Raw genomic sequence first — 16,999 nt, 5'->3', positions numbered from 1 at the left:
CATGTCCGAACTATTGCTGCAAATTTTAGACACCCCTCAGGCTCCACTTATCCTGCAAAAAGTGCAGGCTATTCTGGACGAAGAACGCCAGAAGCGTCATGCTTTTTATGAATGGCTGGACGAAGATAAAAAAGCCGAATTCATCAACGGGGAAGTTGTGGTGCATTCGCCAGCCCTGGACCGTCATAACTCGGCGATGTTATTATTGGCAACGCTGCTGAACGTTTATGTTAACGACCGTCAGTTAGGATATGTCCGGGCCGAGAAAGCGTTGGTCGAATTAACCCGCAACAGCTATGAACCCGACATCTGCTATTTCGGGGCAGACAAGGCGGCCCAGATTGTGCCGGATCAACTCTATTACCCCGCCCCTGATTTTGTGGTAGAAGTGTTATCGAAGAGCACCGAAAAAATTGACCGGGAAACCAAATTTGCCGATTATGCCGCCCACGGTGTAGCCGAATACTGGATCATCGACCCCCTGCGCCGAACGGTTGAACAATACGAGATCGACGCCGATACACTGGAATATGCCTTAATGGGCTCGTTTGGCGTAAAAGAGACGATCAATAGTTTTTCCATTTCAGGCTTTTCGATTCCGGTCCGGGCCATTTTCGATGAGTCGGTCAATATTCTTACTTTGCGGACGTTGCTGAAATCCAACTGAGCCCGCGGCAGGTCGTACTGGGGTCGATAAAAACGCCATATGGTACCCAACTCGCCTAGTTCAGTTCAAATACGACCTTGACAACAGCCGTATAGCGAAACGTTTGAGGAACGATGGCTGCCTGACGCATGGGGTCCATTGTGTATACCGTATTCAGATAGGGATTATTGTTAAGCATAAACCCAATGGGTTCTGTTTCCTCAATATCGCCAATCCGTACCATCCGTTTAATGGATCGGGAGAATGACTTCGCGAGCCGATCCGCTTTTTCTTTCGCATTCGCAACAGCCAGTTCGGTTAACCTAAGTTCGATGTCTTTGGGGTTGCTCACGGAAAACGTAGAACTTAAATCGGTGAAGCCATCCGCTGCCAGCCGCTGCTGAACCTGGCCATACCGGGTTAAATCGCTGAAGTGGATCGCTATACGCTGATAACTTTTAAGCTTTTCACTGGATTGCCCCATGCCCGGACCCATCGAATAGTCCCGTTCTTTACGAACCTGCACCTGATAAATCTGAATGTCTTTGCTGGGTACTTTTAGTTGCGTTAAGATACCAATCAACTGTTCCCGGGCGGCTTTATTCTGTTCATAAACTAAAGTGATGTCTTTGTCGTCGCTATGGGTGAGGGTAATGGTAAGAACAGCTTCATCGGCCGGGACTTCTTCCGTAACTTTTCCGGTTACCGTCAAATGATTTTCTGTTGATTGAGCTAACCCCAGCCTGGGTTGTGCTAAAACGGCCATAAGCGTAAACAGCAGGCAGGTACTATTGAGAGCGTAGCGAAGAACGTTGATCATGAGAAGAGTAATTATAGGCTCGATGGTTCCAACGGTACAAAATGCTTCTGATTCAGCGGTAGATTTTCAGATGTCCAGGCTACGTCATTCATAAAGGCCGATGCCCGTACGGCGCAGTTTGACACCCGGCAATAGTGGCAACATTCTTTTTCGCATGGATCGGCATGAACAAAAATCTCGACTTCGGCCGGGAAACCTTCTTTAAGAATATCTTCAAAGTGATGAACTTCGTCGTGAACTTTGTTTAGTTCCCAATAATGCGGCAGTGTCAGGTGGCAATCAATATGCAGATCGGCACCATATTTCTGGACCCTAAGGTTATGCACATCAATCCAGTTTTTGTCTTTATGGTTGTTTAGCAAGGCTACCACGCGGGCCAGGGTAGGCGTATCGGTCTCATCCATCAGCCGGGCTACCGACTGCCGGATAAGCTGAAAGCCGTTGTAAATAATCACAAGCGACAGTAGCATCGACAGCGCGCTATCGATCCAGTGTTTGCCGGTTAAGGCTACCAATGCTACTCCTGCCATCACTACAATACTACTGATGGTGTCGGTAAGCAGATGCCGCCCGTCGGCAATGAGCGCCAGCGAGTCGGTCTGTCGCCCCGCCCGAACGAGCATCCAGCCAACAAACGCATTGGCAAGGGCAGTTATACCAATCAGGCCAAAACCCAGATCGAGGTTGGAGAGAACTTTGGGTTCGAAAAAGCTGAGGATCGCCTGCCAGACAATGACCAGACCTGCCGACAGGATCATGGCCCCTTCGAACCCCGATGACAGAAACTCAACTTTGCCGTGACCATAGGGGTGGTTCTGGTCGCGGGGCTGGCCAGCCAGGTAAATACTATAGAACGCAAATCCGCTGGCAATCACGTTAACGATAGATTCAACTGCGTCGGACAGAATGGCTGTTGAATAGGTTACAAAATAGGCCGTGAACTTCACAATCAGCAGGACAATACTCAGTCCTAATGAGATGCCCATCCATCGGTATTTGGTTTGTTGACTTACACTCATAACGCCTGTCCGGTGCAATTAAAACGGCAAAGGTAACAATTCTGGAGGGGATTATTTAACGGCTTTAGCCTTCAGCCAGTTGTCGCGAAACGATTGCATCTCTGGCGTAAGCGATAGGCCCGCTTTTTCGTACAGTTGAACTGAAATGGCTGGATTTTCAATTAAGGCAATGGGGGCCGTGCGCGATTCGCCCCGATGCATGTAGGTTACCCGAATTGTATCGCCGGGTTTATGCTGACCCAGAATTGACTGCATATCAGAAATTTTTAGTACGGACTGCCCATCAATAGCCGTTATGATGTCGTCGACATCCAGCCCTGCCTGGTAAATGGGCGTTTCGCGAACGGTATTGGTCATTATCTGCAACCCGTTGTCGGACTCCGAATAGCGAACATTGCCCAGCCAGGCATGCCCTTCCTGCGCTTTTTTGATCGTTAATCCTGCCTTCGTAAGTAGTGAGGCATAATCGATAGGCTGGTGACCGTAAATGTATTTACTAAAAAAAGAACGGGCAAAATCGGGCGACGTAAGGCCTGCCAGTACCGTTTGCAAACCATCAACAGTATAGGGTTGCTCGGGTTTACCAAACCGTTTCCAGAGGGCCTGCATATAGGTGTCCAGCGACAGATTGCGCTGCCGTAGCTCCAGGTCCAATGCCAGCGCAACCGCAGCGCCGTAGGTATAATACGATGTAAACATATTTACGTAATTCGCGCGGTCGACAGATACACCGGCATCGACAAAAACAGCGTGGCAACTGGCATCGATGGGGGAGTAGTAGGTGCCACCGGGAGTGAGTTGTTTGCCCGAAACAATACTGGTAAGTGTGTTGGTATACATGTCGACAGGCGTGAAACCAGCCCGCACCAGCAGCAATTCGCCATAATATTGAGTAAATCCCTCGGCAAACCAAAGCTCATAGCTCATGTTGCTTTTTTCGAAATTGAAGGGTTCCAGCGTTTTAGGGCGAATACGCTCCACATTCCAGCAATGGAAAAACTCGTGGGCAAACACGCCCAGCACACGCTCGGGCCCCGTGAAAGCAATGGGAACGGCAATCATGGTTGAGTTGCGGTGTTCCATACCGTCGCCACGAACATAGGGGTTCAGACTGGCCAGAAACGTATAGTTGCCATAGTCATACGCCGGAAATTCGCCATAAACGGCTTTGGCCTGATCGACGATCCGGGCAATTTTTTGGGCAAAGCCATCGGCCGTCGAGTCGGCAACGGCCGCTTCCAGAGCCACCCGAAAGGTAATGGGCTGTCCATCGGTATTGGTTCGTTTCCATTCCTTTACGTTAAGCTGGCCGATTTTCACCGGTGAATCCATGAAGTATTGCAAACCGGGCGCCGTAAAGGTGTAGCGGTCGGCAGCAGGAACAAGCTGGGTAGCCACAACCCCTATGTTTTCAGACGGCAGGTTGAATTTTACTTCGATGGGGCGCTGATCGAATCCCTTGATCCACATGAATGTAGCGGGCATATTCAGGTGGATACTCTTCGGATCGATGCCCATATAGGTACCATCGGGGTAGTTGCCGTAGATCGTGTAGGAGACCTTAACCGTACCTTTATGGTTGGGAACGGTATAAACATCTCCATCGGTCCGGTTGATGACTAACGGTTGGTTCTGTTCATCAACGGCCTTTACATCATAAACATTTTTTCCGAACTCGTGCGTCGCATATCGGCCGGGCGACGAGCGACTCATTCGGAATACGGCAGGCTGCTTTGGCAACTGCGACACGGTGAGGGTGATTTGTGCTTCGTGATGAATGGCGTTTGGGAACGACATTTCATACCGAATGGGCTGGGCCAGGCATAGGCGAATCAGTAAACAGGCAAAAACTGTGAAGAATGGAGTTTTCATAGGGCAAAAGTAAAGCCACAGGCTATTATTGGCACACTGCCTTATGAGATTCTTGACGATGGCTTATTGATTTGGTTTTTTGGATTAGCTGGCTGACTGGGTAATAGCTCTTTGGCAAAATGATTGTTTCCTTTTAGCAGAACAATGAAGAAGCGGGTATAGCCAGGTTTGCCGTGCTTAGCCTCCCAACTCTCAACCGTCAGCACTCCATGATGCAGTTCGGTAATTGTTTTAGCGAGCGCGAGTCCTATACCATAGCCCGTATTTTGTGAATCAAAGTCGTATACCTGAAAATAGTTGGTGAAAAGTTTTTTGACGTTTTCTTCCGAAATCCCTTTTCCATTGTCTGAAATGCTAATCTTAACAATGTTAAGTTCTTCCTGAATATGAACTGTTATTTCTCCACCATCCTGAATAAATTTAAACGCGTTTGAGAGTAAATTATAAATCACTTTTGCAAATTGGTCGGGATCGAACCAGAGAAGAACGGAGTCTTTATTGCTTGTAAACGTAAGCGAAATATTTCTTTTTTCGGATTCATAGTTGAATGAAAGTAATATGCTCTTAACAAAACTCACCAATTCATTTTCTTCAATGAATAAGGGGAGTTTTTGGGCTTCGGCTTTTCTGAAATCCAGTAGCTCAGTGACCAGATTTAACAAGTTACTCGAGCTATTTTTGGCATAGGTTAGCTGAGTCTGAACCTCCTTGTCTTCTTTTTTACTGAACAGGAGCAGATCGATTGGGCCAATGATTAAGGTTAAATGTGTGCGGATTTCGTGGGAGATGTTTGTGAAGAAGTCTAGCTTAGCCTGATGCAGTTCCTGCTCGCGCCGAATTGTAGCCCGGAGCCAGAACGAGCGTAAAATAAAATAGAGTAAGGCACAAACCGAAAGGAAATAGATACAACTGGCCCACCAGGTTTTCCAGAGAGGTGGCAGAATAGTTATAGCGATCTGCGCTGGTTTTTTACTCCATACACCATCATTATTAGCTCCTTTTACCATCAGCGTATAATGGCCGGCAGGTAAATTGTTAAACGTAACGGAAGGCGTTTTCAGGTAATGCCATTCGTTATCTATACCCTCCATTTTGTAAGCAAACTGGTTCTTTTCCGATTTTAAATAATTTAATACCGCAAAGGTGATAGTAAAAAAGTTCTGCTGATAAGTAAATGTCAACTGCCTGGTAAGACTTATTTCAGTAGTCAATAAATTAGTACTATCGCCAATCTGAACGGGTTTATTAGCTACTTCGAGTGAGGTAAAGGCCACATTTGGTGGCTGATTGTTGATACGAATGGCCATTGGGTCGAAATAAATCAGCCCATTATTGGTGCCAAAATATAGCTTGCCATCATGCCCGCAGAACGATGCGCCGGGTTCGAATTCACTGCCAATAATACCATCCGAAGAGGTATATAGGAGGCTTTTTTTTCTGGCAGGGTCATACCGAATAAGCCCATGTGGACTGGTTAGCCACAATATGCCCAATCGATCACTTTCGCAGGAAGTTATTGAGATTTCTGGGAAGCCGTCTTTGGCCGAATAGTTAACAAATTTATATTGATGTTCGTCAAATCGTTTCAACCCATCTCTTCGGGTGGCAGCCCAAATTCTACCCAGGCGATCCTGGTGTATTGCGGTTATATACTGGCTGGGAGTACGGGAGGTCTTGGTGAAAGGGAGCCAGATTAGCTTGTTTGTTGCAGAACTAAGCAGATATGAGCCTCCTCGTTTTCCGATCCAGATATTATTCCACTGATCCTCCTGAATGGTGAAACCCACCAGAGAATCTAACTGGTTCTGCACCGGATCGTTGAACGTATATGGCTGTAAATGGCCTTGCCGGTTGTTGAAAACAGAAACCCCATCGCTGGTTAAGACCCAGAGCCGTTGTTGGCTATCCTCCAGTATAGCATAGACATTATCAGATTTAATAGAGGAGGAATCCTTCGGGTCATGGTGATACGAAACCCATTCCCGATGGTCGGGATCCAGTCGGCTAATACCTCCCCGACGCATGCCTGCCCATGTGTAGCCTGCTTTGTCGACAAAAATAGCTTTTGTCTGGAGCGACGGCAGCTTTCCCGGACCCGCACCGTAATGGGTTAAAGCCCCAGTCCGGCGATCCAGATAATCTAAACCACCTCCATCTGAACCGACCCACAAATTGTGTTTTTTGTCTTCTGTGATTTGGTTTATATTCTTGATTCCCAGTGTTTTAGATGTAATAAGCTTAAAGGGGGTGTTATCTGGATGAAGAATATTGATACCGTTGTAGTAGGTTCCGAGCCATATAGACCCCTGTTGGTCCTGAAAAATACAAAAGATATTATTGTCGCCTAAGCTATTGGGATTGTCTACATCATTCTGGTAACGGGTAATTTGTAGAGACTTTGTTTCCAGATTCACTAATCCTTCGGGAGTTCCAATCCGCAGTGTACCGTTTCGGTCGGTGAACATGCAGAAAATTTCATCATGCGATGAGCCCGACAAACCAAAAATTGCCTGGCGGAAATGAGTAAACGATTCATCGGCAAGGTTGAGCCGGTCCAGCTCACCATGTTTAGTACCGATCCATAACGTCTGCTGCGAATCGATAGCCAGAGCCGTAACTGTATTTTCCCGAAGACTATTGGGCGTGCCTGACTTGTTGCGGAATAGTTTAGAATGAACAGTATGTTGATCGAATGTCATCCGAACAAGCCCGTCATCGGTCCCCAGCCAGAGGTTGCCTACCTGGTCTTCGCATATGCTGTTGATGGTGTTGGTATGCCCCGGAAACGTATACTGTTTGAACTGATTGGTTTTCGGATCGATAAGTTGATTGAGTCCCGCCTGAGTGCCAATCCAGATTCGTCCCCGCCGATCCTGGAACATACAGATAATGAAATTGTTACTTATAGTTTGCTTATTGGCCGGATTATGAAATATCGACTGAAACGAATCCGTCTTTGGGTTGTATTTGTTGAGCCCTTGGTGGGTGCCTACCCAGAGCGTGTGGTTTTTATCGAACAAGGTGCAGGATACCCATTCGGAAGAAAGGCTGGCAGAGTTTGTGGAGGTATGCTGATAAATCCGGAAGTTATGCGAATCATACCGGTTCAGGCCTTCTGGTGTGCCTATCCAGATAAATCCGCGATCATCCTGACTAATAGATAGTACTGTGTTTTGGGATAGACCATCTCTACTGTCCAGATGCTGAAATACAGGTGTCTGTCCAGAGCATAGATGGGAAGATGTGACACAAAAAAGCAGAATACTCCAGGTGAGTACAGAAATGGGTAAAAAGCGGGAAGTCGCAAATGATATGCTCATCCTCTGATTCTGTTGCCAAAAGGCTAAATTGTGGAAATACGAGTTACGCGAGGTAATTTATATATATCTTTTTAAATACTAAAAGGTTGTTGTACTTATATTTTGGTGTTAAGAAACGCTAAACTTTGAAAAGGATAAATTTTATAGTGTACTTATTTTTATTTTAGGTTTATTTGCTGTCCTCTGGTTTACAGCCGTGCCACAGTTTGCTATCAAAGCTATCAGAGCACGGCTGTAAAAAGCACCAGTATAGTTTACCGCGATGCCTGGGTAGCCGGTGCTTTGCGAGGCAGTTTCTGGTCGCGCATGGCTGCGTTATACACAAAGCTGGCCACTACAGTAGCCGCCTGTTTCAGATCGTCGGGTTGCAGATGGTCGTAAGTGTCCATGTTGGTATGGTGCGTCCGGGTGCTGTATTCGATGGGGTCCTGAATAAACTGGAAACCCGGCAGACCAACGCGGTCGAACGAAAGGTGATCAGTGCCACCCGTATTTCTGGGCGTTACAGTTGTTGCACCCAGGTCGTGGAATGGGGTTAGCCATTGAGTGAAAATTGGCCCAACTTCGTCGTTCCCCTGTACATACACGCCCCGAATTTTACCGGTGCCATTATCGACGTTGAAATAAGCGGCAATATTGTTGCCTTCGGGGCTAAGTTTATTCGTAGCCTTATCGACCAGATGGTTGGCAACGTAGTTTTTAGAGCCATGCAAGCCCTGTTCTTCTCCGCTCCAGAGAGCGATCCGGATAGTACGGCGCGATTTGACACCAATTGTTTTTAAAATTCGCACAGCTTCCATCATGACCGAACTGCCTGCTGCATTGTCGGTGGCACCGGTGGCTGCATGCCAGGAGTCGAAATGGGCACCCAGCATCACCACTTCGTCTTTTAGCGTTGGGTCGGTTCCCGGAATTTCGGCCAGCACGTTATAGCCTTTGGTGTCGTCGGTATAAAATTTCGTTTTAACCTCTAATTCCAGTTTTACGGGCACCCCCGCTTTCATAAGTCGGCAGAGCGTCAGGTAGTCTTCTGCCGCAATCGACAGGTCGGCCAGATCGTCGGGGGTAGCACCCAGGGCAGCATTGGCATAGTCGCCACTAACAAAGAGAGTTCCATCAACACTGTTCTGGGTAGTATTCAGCATACCCAGCGCACCTTCCTGTTTGGCCAGTTTCCGCATCTTCTGGTTAAAGGCATTCTGGGTGCGCATAGCCAGAATACGGCTACGGTAGGTCGTGTCGTTGCCAGCTCGTGGGCTGGCAGCTTCATTGGCCATTTTCGCTAATGCTTCATCCGTAAAGCGCGTGGCATCGGCCTTATAGGTGGGCGAAATGGTATAGTTCTGTTCCAGCAGAATAACCTTGTTTTTTAGCTTACTCCGGTAACTTTCCAGAGCCGTAGTATCGTTGGCGCTGATGTAGAGAATATCGGCAGCCTGTAGTTTATTCGTACTGCCACTCCAGGCTCTGGGAACAGCAATGATCGTTTTGTAGTAGGGAGCGGTCATGGCCAGGTAGCAATGCTCAACACCCCAGCCTTTGCCCCACTCGCCCCAGGCTTCCAGACGGGCATTCTGTAAACCCCAGCCGGCAAGTTTCCCTTTTGCCCAGTTGGCAGCCTTCATAAAGCCGGGGCCTTGTAAGCGAGGGCCATTGACATCGGTCAGATAAAAGGCCGTTTCCATAACCTGGGAGTGCTCAAGGCCTTCCTCCCGAATTTTCTGGATGGTGGTCATGTCCAGCTTTTCGGTCTGTCCATAACCCAGTAACGTACTGCCCAGGAGCAGACTGGTTAAGAAGAGTTTGTTGTGCATGTAATTAAATTGATTGGGTAGTAACCCGAAGATAACCAATTTAAGGCAGGAGGTTAAAAACGGATAGCGTATTTTGCTTTTTTGCTTTATTGTTCCTTGAAATAGTTTTATTTTCCTGAATGACGGTAACCCGATAGCTGCTAAAAAATAGTTGGCTGGCAACATGCCATTCGTGCGTGAAATGCAATTGGGGGGCAATGTGTGAGCGAAAGATGGTAACTTAGCAGCTTTTTGAACGTTTAATGTCTGGATGAATACAACTGAAAACCCCTGGCAGACGCTGAATTCGTCGGTCAAATATGAAAACCCCTGGCTATCGATCCGGCATGAAGATGTGATAACTCCCGCTGGTACACCTGGCATTTATGGTGTTGTAAGTTTTAAAAATAAAGCTGTTGGCGTTATCCCAATCGATGGTGAAGGCAATACCTATCTGGTTGGTCAGTATCGGTACCCATTGAACGAATATTCCTGGGAGATTCCGGAGGGTGGTTCACCCATTGGGACCGACCCGCTCGAATCGGCCAGGCGTGAACTGCAGGAGGAAACGGGGCTTATCGCGCAGAAATGGACAAAAATTGCCCGAATCCATACGTCTAATTCGGCTACCGACGAAGAGGGGTTTCTGTACATAGCGGAAGAATTAACCCAGGGCGACCATGCACCTGAAGAAACCGAAGACCTGCGTATCTGGAAGTTACCGTTATCAGAAGCGGTTAATATGGTTATGACTAGTCAGATTACCGACTCGCTGAGTGTCAGCGGTTTATTAATTGTAGCCCGCTTACGAGGAATCTAAAACAAGTTTATAGGTACAGTGTTCGGTATTCGGTTTATAGTTTAGGGTTTATTGTTGTTTCGCCCATCAGCATACAACCTGTTTATGCAAAGCAACGGTAAACCATAAACCGAATACCGAACACTGTACACCGAAAATCAAATTGTCTGTGTTTTTACCTATTCTTTTTGGTTTCCTGGTCGGGGTAGCTCTTTGCCTGACCTTTGGAACAGTATTTTTTGCGCTCATTCAGAACAGTGTCGACAATGGATTCCGGTCGGGATTCAAGATTGTGCTGGGCGTTATTACCGGCGATACCTTGTTTGTAGCAGCGGCTTTACTGGGAACTTCCTTTATACCGAAAATAAAGGGATTCGAGACCGGAATGGCTGCCGTTGGCGTTGTCTTTCTGGTCGTTATGGGGCTGGTCAATATTCTGAAAGGAACACCCCGGCTTGCCTATCCCAAAACCCGCTTTGGTAATTTTATCTACTATTTTACAACCGGTTTTTTCCTGAATGCCCTGAATCCGGTCAATTTCGTTTCGTGGGTAGCCATTGTAGCCTACATTCGGGCACATCTGCACTATGGCGAAGGCCAGCAGTATGCGTTCATGACGGCCAGCCTCGTTGGGGTATTCGTCACCGAAAATGCGCTGGCTTATTACGCCAACCGGCTCAAACGATTTTTCACCCCTCGTGTCGTGCTGATTTTCAATCGCGTAACCGGGGTTGTCTTCCTCATCGGTGCGGCAAACATCACCTACAGCCGTTTGCTGGGACCGATTTCTAAATGGATTGAATGATTGAATGATTGAATTGTTGAATGATTGAATTTTTTACAATTCAACAATTCAACAATTCAACCATTCAATCATTTCTCCAAAAACGCTTCCCAGTCGGCGATGAGGTTCTTTTTCAGGACGCGGGGAAATTTATGCTGACCGCCCATTTTTCCTTTCGAGTCCATCCAGTTGTAGAATGTTTTAGCGGGTAGGACGGTTACGGTGATTTCTTTCAGGGCGTGTTTCCGTTCAACGGCATAATCGTCGTTGAGTTCCTTGAGTTTAGCATCGAGCCGGTTGCGAAAATCGATGGCATCGACCTGGTCGTCGGTACCAATATACCAGTGATGGGCAAAGAGCGTATCGTGTGTGACGCCTGCCACCGTAAATTCGCGAATTGAAACGCCCAGATCCTGCGAAACCAGATCGATGGCTTTATTCATGTTGTCGACCGACAAATGTTCGCCACACAGGCTAAGGAAGTGTTTGGTGCGGCCGGTAATTACAATTTCGGATCGTTTTTTACTGACAAACCGGATTGTATCACCAATCAGATACCGCCAGGCACCCGAACAGGTCGAGATCAGGAGGGCATATTCTTTGCCCTCCTCAATTTCGTCGATCATTAGGGTTTGTGGGTTGGCAACCAACTCCCCATCGGCCGAAAAATTGCGTTCATTGAACGGGATAAATTCGAAGAAGAGACCGTTGTTGAGCACCAGTTGCATCCCTTCGGCATTGGGGTGCGATTGGTAGGCAATAAAACCTTCGGAGGCCAGATAGGTTTCGATATAGGTGATGGGGTGAGCCAGGAGCTTTTCAAATCCTTTTCGGTACGGTTCGAACGAGACACCCCCGTGGCAAAAAACCATCAGATTGGGCCACACATCATGAATGGTTTTCACGTCATAGCGGGCAATAATTTTCTCCATCAGCAACTGAATCCAGGCCGGAACGCCCACTACATAGCCAATATCCCAACTGCCAGCCTGTTCCGTAATTTCATCCAGTTTCAGCGCCCAGTCGCGTTCCTGGGCGATTTCTTTACCCGGTTTATAAAACCGCTGAAACCAGAACGGAATCTGACTGGCCGTAATACCGCTCAAATCGCCTTCATAATGACCTTCCCGCGCATTCAGATGGGTGCTGCCACCCAGCATCAGATACCCTTTTTCGTAGAGTGTCGAAGGTAGATTCTGATATAAGCCAAGCGTCAGAATCTGGCGGATGCTGGTGCGCTGAATGGCTTTCGACATCGACTTCGTAACGGGAATGTATTTCGAGGCTGCTTCTGAGGTCCCCGAGCTAAGGGCAAAATATTTCACCCGACCCGGCCAGGTTATGTCTCGCCCACCCTCCAGCGACCGTTTCCACCAGTTGTCGAACATGGAATTGTAGTCGTGAATGGGGACTTGCTGTTTAAATTTTTCGTAAAACTCACGAGGGGTACCAAATTCGACAGCACTCAGCAGGTCGTCGAAATGGTACGTTGTGCCGAACTCCGTAAACCGGGCTTTACTGATGAGTTTCCGGAAGGCTTTACGCTGTTGCTTCAGCGCGTTACCTTTTCGTAGCCGGACGGCATTCGTAAGCCGAATCCCGTTTTTGAGCATACTACCAAGTAGTGCCATAATAGTTTACAGTTTCCAGTTTCTTAATTCGTCCAGCATACTATACGAAGTGAGATCGTAATGACACGGCACGACAGACGTATAGTTTTGAGCCAGCGCATATTCATCGGTATCTTCGGCATGGGTGTCGAAATTTACAAAATCGCCTGCAAGCCAGAAATAACGCCGTCCGTGTGGATCGCGCCGTTCATCGAATACTTCCTGCCATTTGGCATTGGCCTGTCGGCAGATACGAATGCCTTTCAGGGCTTCGGCCGTTCGGGCGGGGAAGTTAACATTCAGGGCTGTTCCGCGTTGCAGGCCACGGTCGAGCACCGTTCGGGCAATGGCCAGTATGTGCTCATGCGTATGCGAGAAATCGGGCTGACGCGTGAAATCGCCCAGCGAGAAACCAATGGCTGGAATACCTTCGATAGCCGCTTCGATGGCCGCCGACATGGTACCCGAGTATAAAATACTGATGGATGAATTACTGCCATGATTGATGCCGCTGACAACCAGATCGGGTGACCGATCTTTCAGAATATGATGTTTCGCCAGTTTCACACAGTCGGCGGGAGTTCCTGAACATTCGTAGGCAGGCGTATCGCCGAAAATATCGGAAGGGTACAGTCGGATAGGATTGGCAATGGTGATGGCGTGTCCCATGCCCGACTGTGGGCTGTTGGGGGCAACGACTATCACCGAGCCTAGTTGTTTCATTAACTCAACGAGGGTTCGAATGCCGTGCGATGTGATACCGTCGTCGTTTGTTACCAGAATTAAAGGCTTTTGTTCGCTCATAAATAAAGTGGACCGCCAACGCGGTGATTGATCAATAGGAGCGGTGGCCGTCAACTAGCCGTCAACTACTATCTTTGTTGCAAAACTACGTAAATACGCAAGAACGTGCCGCTTAAACTTCGTACTGCTACCCCCGACGACATCCCGACGATTATCCGTTTGCAGGAGCAAATCTGGGAACCAACCTACCGTAGTATTCTTTCCGAGGATCAGATTGAATATATGTTTTTAACGATGTATTCGCCGGAAGCGCTTCTGGAACAGATGACTACGATGGGGCATACCTTTGTATTACTCGAAACTCAGGAAAGTACGGACAATCCTGTGCTGTGGGGATTTGCTGCTTTTGCTCCCTACAAGCCGGAAAATAAGTCGTTCAAGCTGCATAAGATTTATGTACTGCCTGCCACACAGGGGAGCGGCTATGGAAAAATGCTGATTAATGAAGTAGAAAAGCGGTGCCGGGATCTGGGTGCCCAGGAACTGCTGCTGAATGTGAATCGCTACAACAAAGCGCGCCAGTTTTACGAAAAGCAGGGGTTTCGGGTGTTGCGTCAGGAAGATATTGCCATTGGACCTTACTGGATGAACGACTACATTATGAGTAAGCCCCTAATGCCCGTCGGTAAGCCTGTTTCTGAATGAAAACCGATGCCCTGATTTCGGTGGTGGTGCCGCTCTATAATGAGGCCGGTAATATACGCCCATTGCTGGAGCGATTTCGGGATTCGCTCACCGAACTGAACTACGAATTGATTCTAGTCGATGATGGGTCGATGGACAATACGGTGAGTATGATTCGGCAGTTTGCCGATCACCGGACAAGACTGCTTATTCTGGCCCGTAACTACGGTCAGACTACGGCCCTGGCCGCAGGAATCGAGGCCGCACAGGGCGAATTTGTTGTTACCCTCGACGGTGACTTACAGAACGATCCGGCCGATATTCCGCTCATGCTGAATCTGGCGCAAATCGGCGACTGGGATGTTGTGGCTGGAAACCGGGCGAATCGACAGGATGGTTTACTGCTTCGCAAAATTCCCAGCCGGGTAGCCAACGCCTTGATTCGACGGCTTACGGGGGTTCGCTTGCGGGATTACGGCTGTACGCTGAAAGTATTTCGACGCGAGGTAGCTCAGAAGTTGGGCCTGTATGGCGAACTGCACCGTTTTATTCCCGTGCTGGCCGCCATGCAGGGAGCACGTATGACCCAGATGGATGTACGGCATCATCCGCGTGTGCATGGGGTGTCGAAATACGGTCTTGGACGAATCGGGCCAGTGCTGAACGATTTGTTGCTGGTGTTGTTCCTGCAACGCTATTTTCGGCGGCCGATGCGGCTGTTTGGCCCACTGGCAGCACTTTCATTACTGGCTGGTCTGAGTGTCGGACTATACCTGCTGGTTCAGAAGCTAAACAACGCCCACCTGAATTATAGCCTCTGGCTGATTCTGCTGGCCGTTCTTCTGCTCGGCGGCTTTCAACTGCTGGCATTCGGATTGATTGGTGAGATGCAGATGCGCACCTATTTCGAAGCCAGCCGTAAACCTGCCTACCGGATTCGGGAGTGAGGGTATGCGGTATTCACTTTTCGGTTTACGGTTGCTTCGCACAAGAAGGATGTATGCTGACAGACGGAGCCACCGTAAACCCTAAACTCACTTTATCTCCACCGTCAACGGTTGGCCCTGACGGCTTTTGAAACCCTGAAGGGGCGAATAACTTAGTGTTTCTTTGCCATAGTAGCCGGTGCCGTCGTAAGGGCGGAGTTCAGGATCTTCTTTGCAGGCGTCGGAGCAGGTTCCCTGATGGTCGAGTCCGCAGGCTTCGCAGAGGGTGAAGTGGTTGTTGCAGGCCGGACTGGCACAGTTGACCATACGGCTGGTTGGGGTACCACAGCGGTGACAGGTCGATATAACGGACGGGTTGACATGATTGACCGGTACCGTAACCCGATTGTCGAACACATAGCATTCGCCGTCGAAATCTTCGCCACCCGCTTCCATGCCATATTTGATGATGCCACCGTGGAGCTGGTACACATTGTCGAAGCCCTGTGCTATTAAGTAAGCGGAGGCTTTTTCGCATTTAATTCCACCCGTGCAATATGTAATGATTTTCTTATCCGAGCCTTTGAGGTGTTCAATTTCATGGATATGCTCCGGCAATTCGCGAAGATTTTCCATATCGAACGTAATGGCTCCTTTGAATTTTCCGACCGAGTGTTCGTAGTTGGAACGCATATCGACCAGCACCACATTGGGGTCGTTTTTCAGTCTTTTAAAATCGTCAGGTTCCAGATGGATACCTGTTTGCCGAAGTGGATCGACGGGCAAATCGGAATGGACAATCTCTTTTTTTACCCGAACGTGCAGTTTCTGAAACGTATGCTCGTCCGATTCGTCGATCTTAAACTCGATACCAGCAAAGCGAGGGTCGTTGCGGAGCGTATCCATGTAGGCGTCGCAATCGGCCGCCAGCCCCGAAACGGTTCCATTCAATCCTTCGGGGGCAACAATGACCCGGCCCAGTAAATTCAGTTCCAAACAAAGCAAATGATGCTCCTCACGGTATTGTTCTGGGTTTTCGATGGGTGAATAAATATAGTAGAGAAGAACGCGGTACGGTTTCATGGTAAACAGCCAAAGAGTGAATGTATGAAAGAGCCGACAGTCTGCAGGGCAGATCAGGCGCTTATCGATGTCTCTTTTCAACTACAAAATTAAACTCAAATCGTCAAAGTTCGTTATAGAAGCAGATTTTCCCTTTTTTTATGCACATCGCAATCACCGGAAATATTGGGGCTGGCAAGACAACACTAGCCGGGATGCTGGCCAGTCACTATGGCTGGGAAGTTCTATACGAAGCGGTCGAGGGGAACCCGTATCTGGCCGATTTCTACGGCGATATGCACCGATGGGCCTTTAACCTGCAAATTTTTTTTCTGAATAGCCGTTTCGCCCAGATGCGTCGGGTGCTTACGGCTGCCGAAGAGGGACAAACCACAGTGGTACAGGATCGGACTATTTATGAAGATGCTGCCATTTTTGCCCGAAACCTGCACCAGCTTGGTACCTTAAGCGATCGCGATTATCACACGTACCGGAGTGTCTTCGAAAATATGATGAGTTTGGTTCGCCCACCCGATCTGATGATCTATCTGCGGGCTGATCTGGATAAACTCCGGCGGCAGATCGAAAAGCGGGGCCGTTCGTTCGAGCAATCGATCAGCGATGATTATCTGGGTCGGCTCAATCAACTCTATGAAGAATTTGTGACTTCATATCGAATTGGCGAACTGTTGATTGTGGATGTCAACCAACTGGACTACGCTCAGCAGTCCGACGATTTTGCTCAGATCGTCGGACTGATCGATCAACGACTGGCATTGCTATCGTCACCGTAGTTGATTTTTACCAAATAAGCGAGCCACTTATTTTCCTGTGCAGGGCTTTTTCATAACAACGCCGTAGGCATGTCATCGTAGTAGCTATTCTTCTACACCGCTACTAAGATGTCGACCCTATGGGCT

The 16,999-nt window shown here is 48.3% G+C and carries 14 protein-coding genes; 6 read left to right on the top strand and 8 right to left on the bottom strand.

What is annotated here, in order from left to right:
- Window position 1 precedes the first annotated feature (1 nt).
- Window positions 2–667: a Uma2 family endonuclease gene (locus WBJ53_RS16355; RefSeq protein WP_338868000.1), complete on the top strand. Its 666-nt coding sequence runs from the start codon at window positions 2–4 to the stop codon at window positions 665–667.
- Window positions 668–722: 55 nt separating this feature from the next.
- Here the strand turns inward: WBJ53_RS16355 and WBJ53_RS16350 are convergent, their stop codons facing one another.
- The 5 genes from WBJ53_RS16350 to WBJ53_RS16330 all read right to left on the bottom strand — a co-directional run bounded on the left by WBJ53_RS16350 (window position 723) and on the right by WBJ53_RS16330 (window position 9,491).
- Entirely contained in the window at window positions 723–1,466 is a 744-nt protein-coding gene (locus WBJ53_RS16350; protein WP_338867998.1) for an SIMPL domain-containing protein, read from the bottom strand.
- Window positions 1,467–1,477: 11 nt separating this feature from the next.
- Window positions 1,478–2,485, bottom strand: coding sequence for a cation diffusion facilitator family transporter (locus WBJ53_RS16345; RefSeq protein WP_338867997.1), 1,008 nt, complete (start codon window positions 2,483–2,485; stop codon window positions 1,478–1,480).
- 51 nt (window positions 2,486–2,536) lie between these two features.
- On the bottom strand, window positions 2,537–4,357 hold the full coding sequence (locus tag WBJ53_RS16340) for a PDZ domain-containing protein (protein ID WP_338867996.1): 1,821 nt from the start codon (window positions 4,355–4,357) through the stop codon (window positions 2,537–2,539).
- A gap of 41 nt (window positions 4,358–4,398) precedes the next feature.
- Window positions 4,399–7,677 carry a two-component regulator propeller domain-containing protein gene (locus WBJ53_RS16335; RefSeq protein WP_338867994.1) on the bottom strand — a complete coding sequence of 1,093 codons (3,279 nt, stop codon included), beginning with the start codon at window positions 7,675–7,677 and terminating at the stop codon, window positions 4,399–4,401.
- 254 nt (window positions 7,678–7,931) lie between these two features.
- Window positions 7,932–9,491 carry a M20/M25/M40 family metallo-hydrolase gene (locus WBJ53_RS16330; RefSeq protein ID WP_338867992.1) on the bottom strand — a complete coding sequence of 520 codons (1,560 nt, stop codon included), beginning with the start codon at window positions 9,489–9,491 and terminating at the stop codon, window positions 7,932–7,934.
- A 250-nt stretch (window positions 9,492–9,741) separates the two neighbouring features.
- Here WBJ53_RS16330 and WBJ53_RS16325 point away from each other — a divergent pair, with 250 nt between their 5' ends.
- Both WBJ53_RS16325 and WBJ53_RS16320 read left to right on the top strand, forming a co-directional pair.
- Entirely contained in the window at window positions 9,742–10,290 is a 549-nt protein-coding gene (locus WBJ53_RS16325; RefSeq protein ID WP_338867990.1) for an NUDIX hydrolase, read from the top strand.
- 148 nt (window positions 10,291–10,438) lie between these two features.
- Window positions 10,439–11,074, top strand: a complete 636-nt coding sequence (locus tag WBJ53_RS16320; RefSeq protein ID WP_338867987.1) for a LysE family transporter — start codon at window positions 10,439–10,441, stop codon at window positions 11,072–11,074.
- A 68-nt stretch (window positions 11,075–11,142) separates the two neighbouring features.
- Here WBJ53_RS16320 and WBJ53_RS16315 read toward each other — a convergent pair whose 3' ends face one another.
- Complete coding sequence (locus tag WBJ53_RS16315) at window positions 11,143–12,684, bottom strand: GH3 auxin-responsive promoter family protein (protein WP_338867985.1); 1,542 nt, start codon at window positions 12,682–12,684, stop codon at window positions 11,143–11,145.
- A gap of 6 nt (window positions 12,685–12,690) precedes the next feature.
- A complete protein-coding gene (gene surE / locus WBJ53_RS16310) occupies window positions 12,691–13,467 on the bottom strand; it encodes a 5'/3'-nucleotidase SurE (RefSeq protein WP_338867983.1) in 777 nt (258 codons plus the stop codon).
- A 105-nt stretch (window positions 13,468–13,572) separates the two neighbouring features.
- On the opposite strand from surE, the gene WBJ53_RS16305 reads away from it, so the two are divergent.
- Both WBJ53_RS16305 and WBJ53_RS16300 read left to right on the top strand, forming a co-directional pair.
- The gene (locus WBJ53_RS16305) at window positions 13,573–14,112 is read left to right on the top strand and encodes a GNAT family N-acetyltransferase (RefSeq protein WP_338867981.1); all 540 of its coding nucleotides are present in this window, start codon (window positions 13,573–13,575) and stop codon (window positions 14,110–14,112) included.
- A complete protein-coding gene (locus WBJ53_RS16300; RefSeq protein ID WP_338867979.1) occupies window positions 14,109–15,038 on the top strand; it encodes a glycosyltransferase family 2 protein in 930 nt (309 codons plus the stop codon). Before WBJ53_RS16305 ends, WBJ53_RS16300 begins: the two co-directional genes overlap by 4 nt.
- 87 nt (window positions 15,039–15,125) lie before the next feature.
- On the opposite strand, the gene WBJ53_RS16295 is transcribed toward WBJ53_RS16300, so the two are convergent.
- Window positions 15,126–16,100: a rhodanese-related sulfurtransferase gene (locus WBJ53_RS16295; protein ID WP_338867978.1), complete on the bottom strand. Its 975-nt coding sequence runs from the start codon at window positions 16,098–16,100 to the stop codon at window positions 15,126–15,128.
- Window positions 16,101–16,240: 140 nt separating this feature from the next.
- Here WBJ53_RS16295 and WBJ53_RS16290 point away from each other — a divergent pair, with 140 nt between their 5' ends.
- Window positions 16,241–16,873, top strand: coding sequence for a deoxynucleoside kinase (locus tag WBJ53_RS16290; RefSeq protein WP_338867977.1), 633 nt, complete (start codon window positions 16,241–16,243; stop codon window positions 16,871–16,873).
- The last annotated feature ends 126 nt before the right edge of the window (window positions 16,874–16,999 follow it).

The sequence above is a fragment of the Spirosoma sp. SC4-14 genome (assembly GCF_037201965.1).
In the GTDB taxonomy this organism is placed as follows: Bacteria; Bacteroidota; Bacteroidia; order Cytophagales; family Spirosomataceae; genus Spirosoma.
Note: the sequence above shows the minus strand (reverse complement) of the source record. Positions and strands in the feature narration are given on the sequence as shown.

Coding starts and splice junctions, on each gene's coding strand:
- WBJ53_RS16300 (WP_338867979.1), top strand. CDS start 14,109: ATGAAAACCGATGCCCTGATTTCGGTGGTGGTGCCGCTCTATAATGAG.
- WBJ53_RS16345 (WP_338867997.1), bottom strand. CDS start 2,485: ATGAGTGTAAGTCAACAAACCAAATACCGATGGATGGGCATCTCATTA.
- WBJ53_RS16335 (WP_338867994.1), bottom strand. CDS start 7,677: ATGAGCATATCATTTGCGACTTCCCGCTTTTTACCCATTTCTGTACTC.
- WBJ53_RS16350 (WP_338867998.1), bottom strand. CDS start 1,466: ATGATCAACGTTCTTCGCTACGCTCTCAATAGTACCTGCCTGCTGTTT.
- WBJ53_RS16355 (WP_338868000.1), top strand. CDS start 2: ATGTCCGAACTATTGCTGCAAATTTTAGACACCCCTCAGGCTCCACTT.
- WBJ53_RS16330 (WP_338867992.1), bottom strand. CDS start 9,491: ATGCACAACAAACTCTTCTTAACCAGTCTGCTCCTGGGCAGTACGTTA.
- WBJ53_RS16290 (WP_338867977.1), top strand. CDS start 16,241: ATGCACATCGCAATCACCGGAAATATTGGGGCTGGCAAGACAACACTA.
- WBJ53_RS16295 (WP_338867978.1), bottom strand. CDS start 16,100: ATGAAACCGTACCGCGTTCTTCTCTACTATATTTATTCACCCATCGAA.
- WBJ53_RS16315 (WP_338867985.1), bottom strand. CDS start 12,684: ATGGCACTACTTGGTAGTATGCTCAAAAACGGGATTCGGCTTACGAAT.
- WBJ53_RS16340 (WP_338867996.1), bottom strand. CDS start 4,357: ATGAAAACTCCATTCTTCACAGTTTTTGCCTGTTTACTGATTCGCCTA.
- surE (WP_338867983.1), bottom strand. CDS start 13,467: ATGAGCGAACAAAAGCCTTTAATTCTGGTAACAAACGACGACGGTATC.
- WBJ53_RS16325 (WP_338867990.1), top strand. CDS start 9,742: ATGAATACAACTGAAAACCCCTGGCAGACGCTGAATTCGTCGGTCAAA.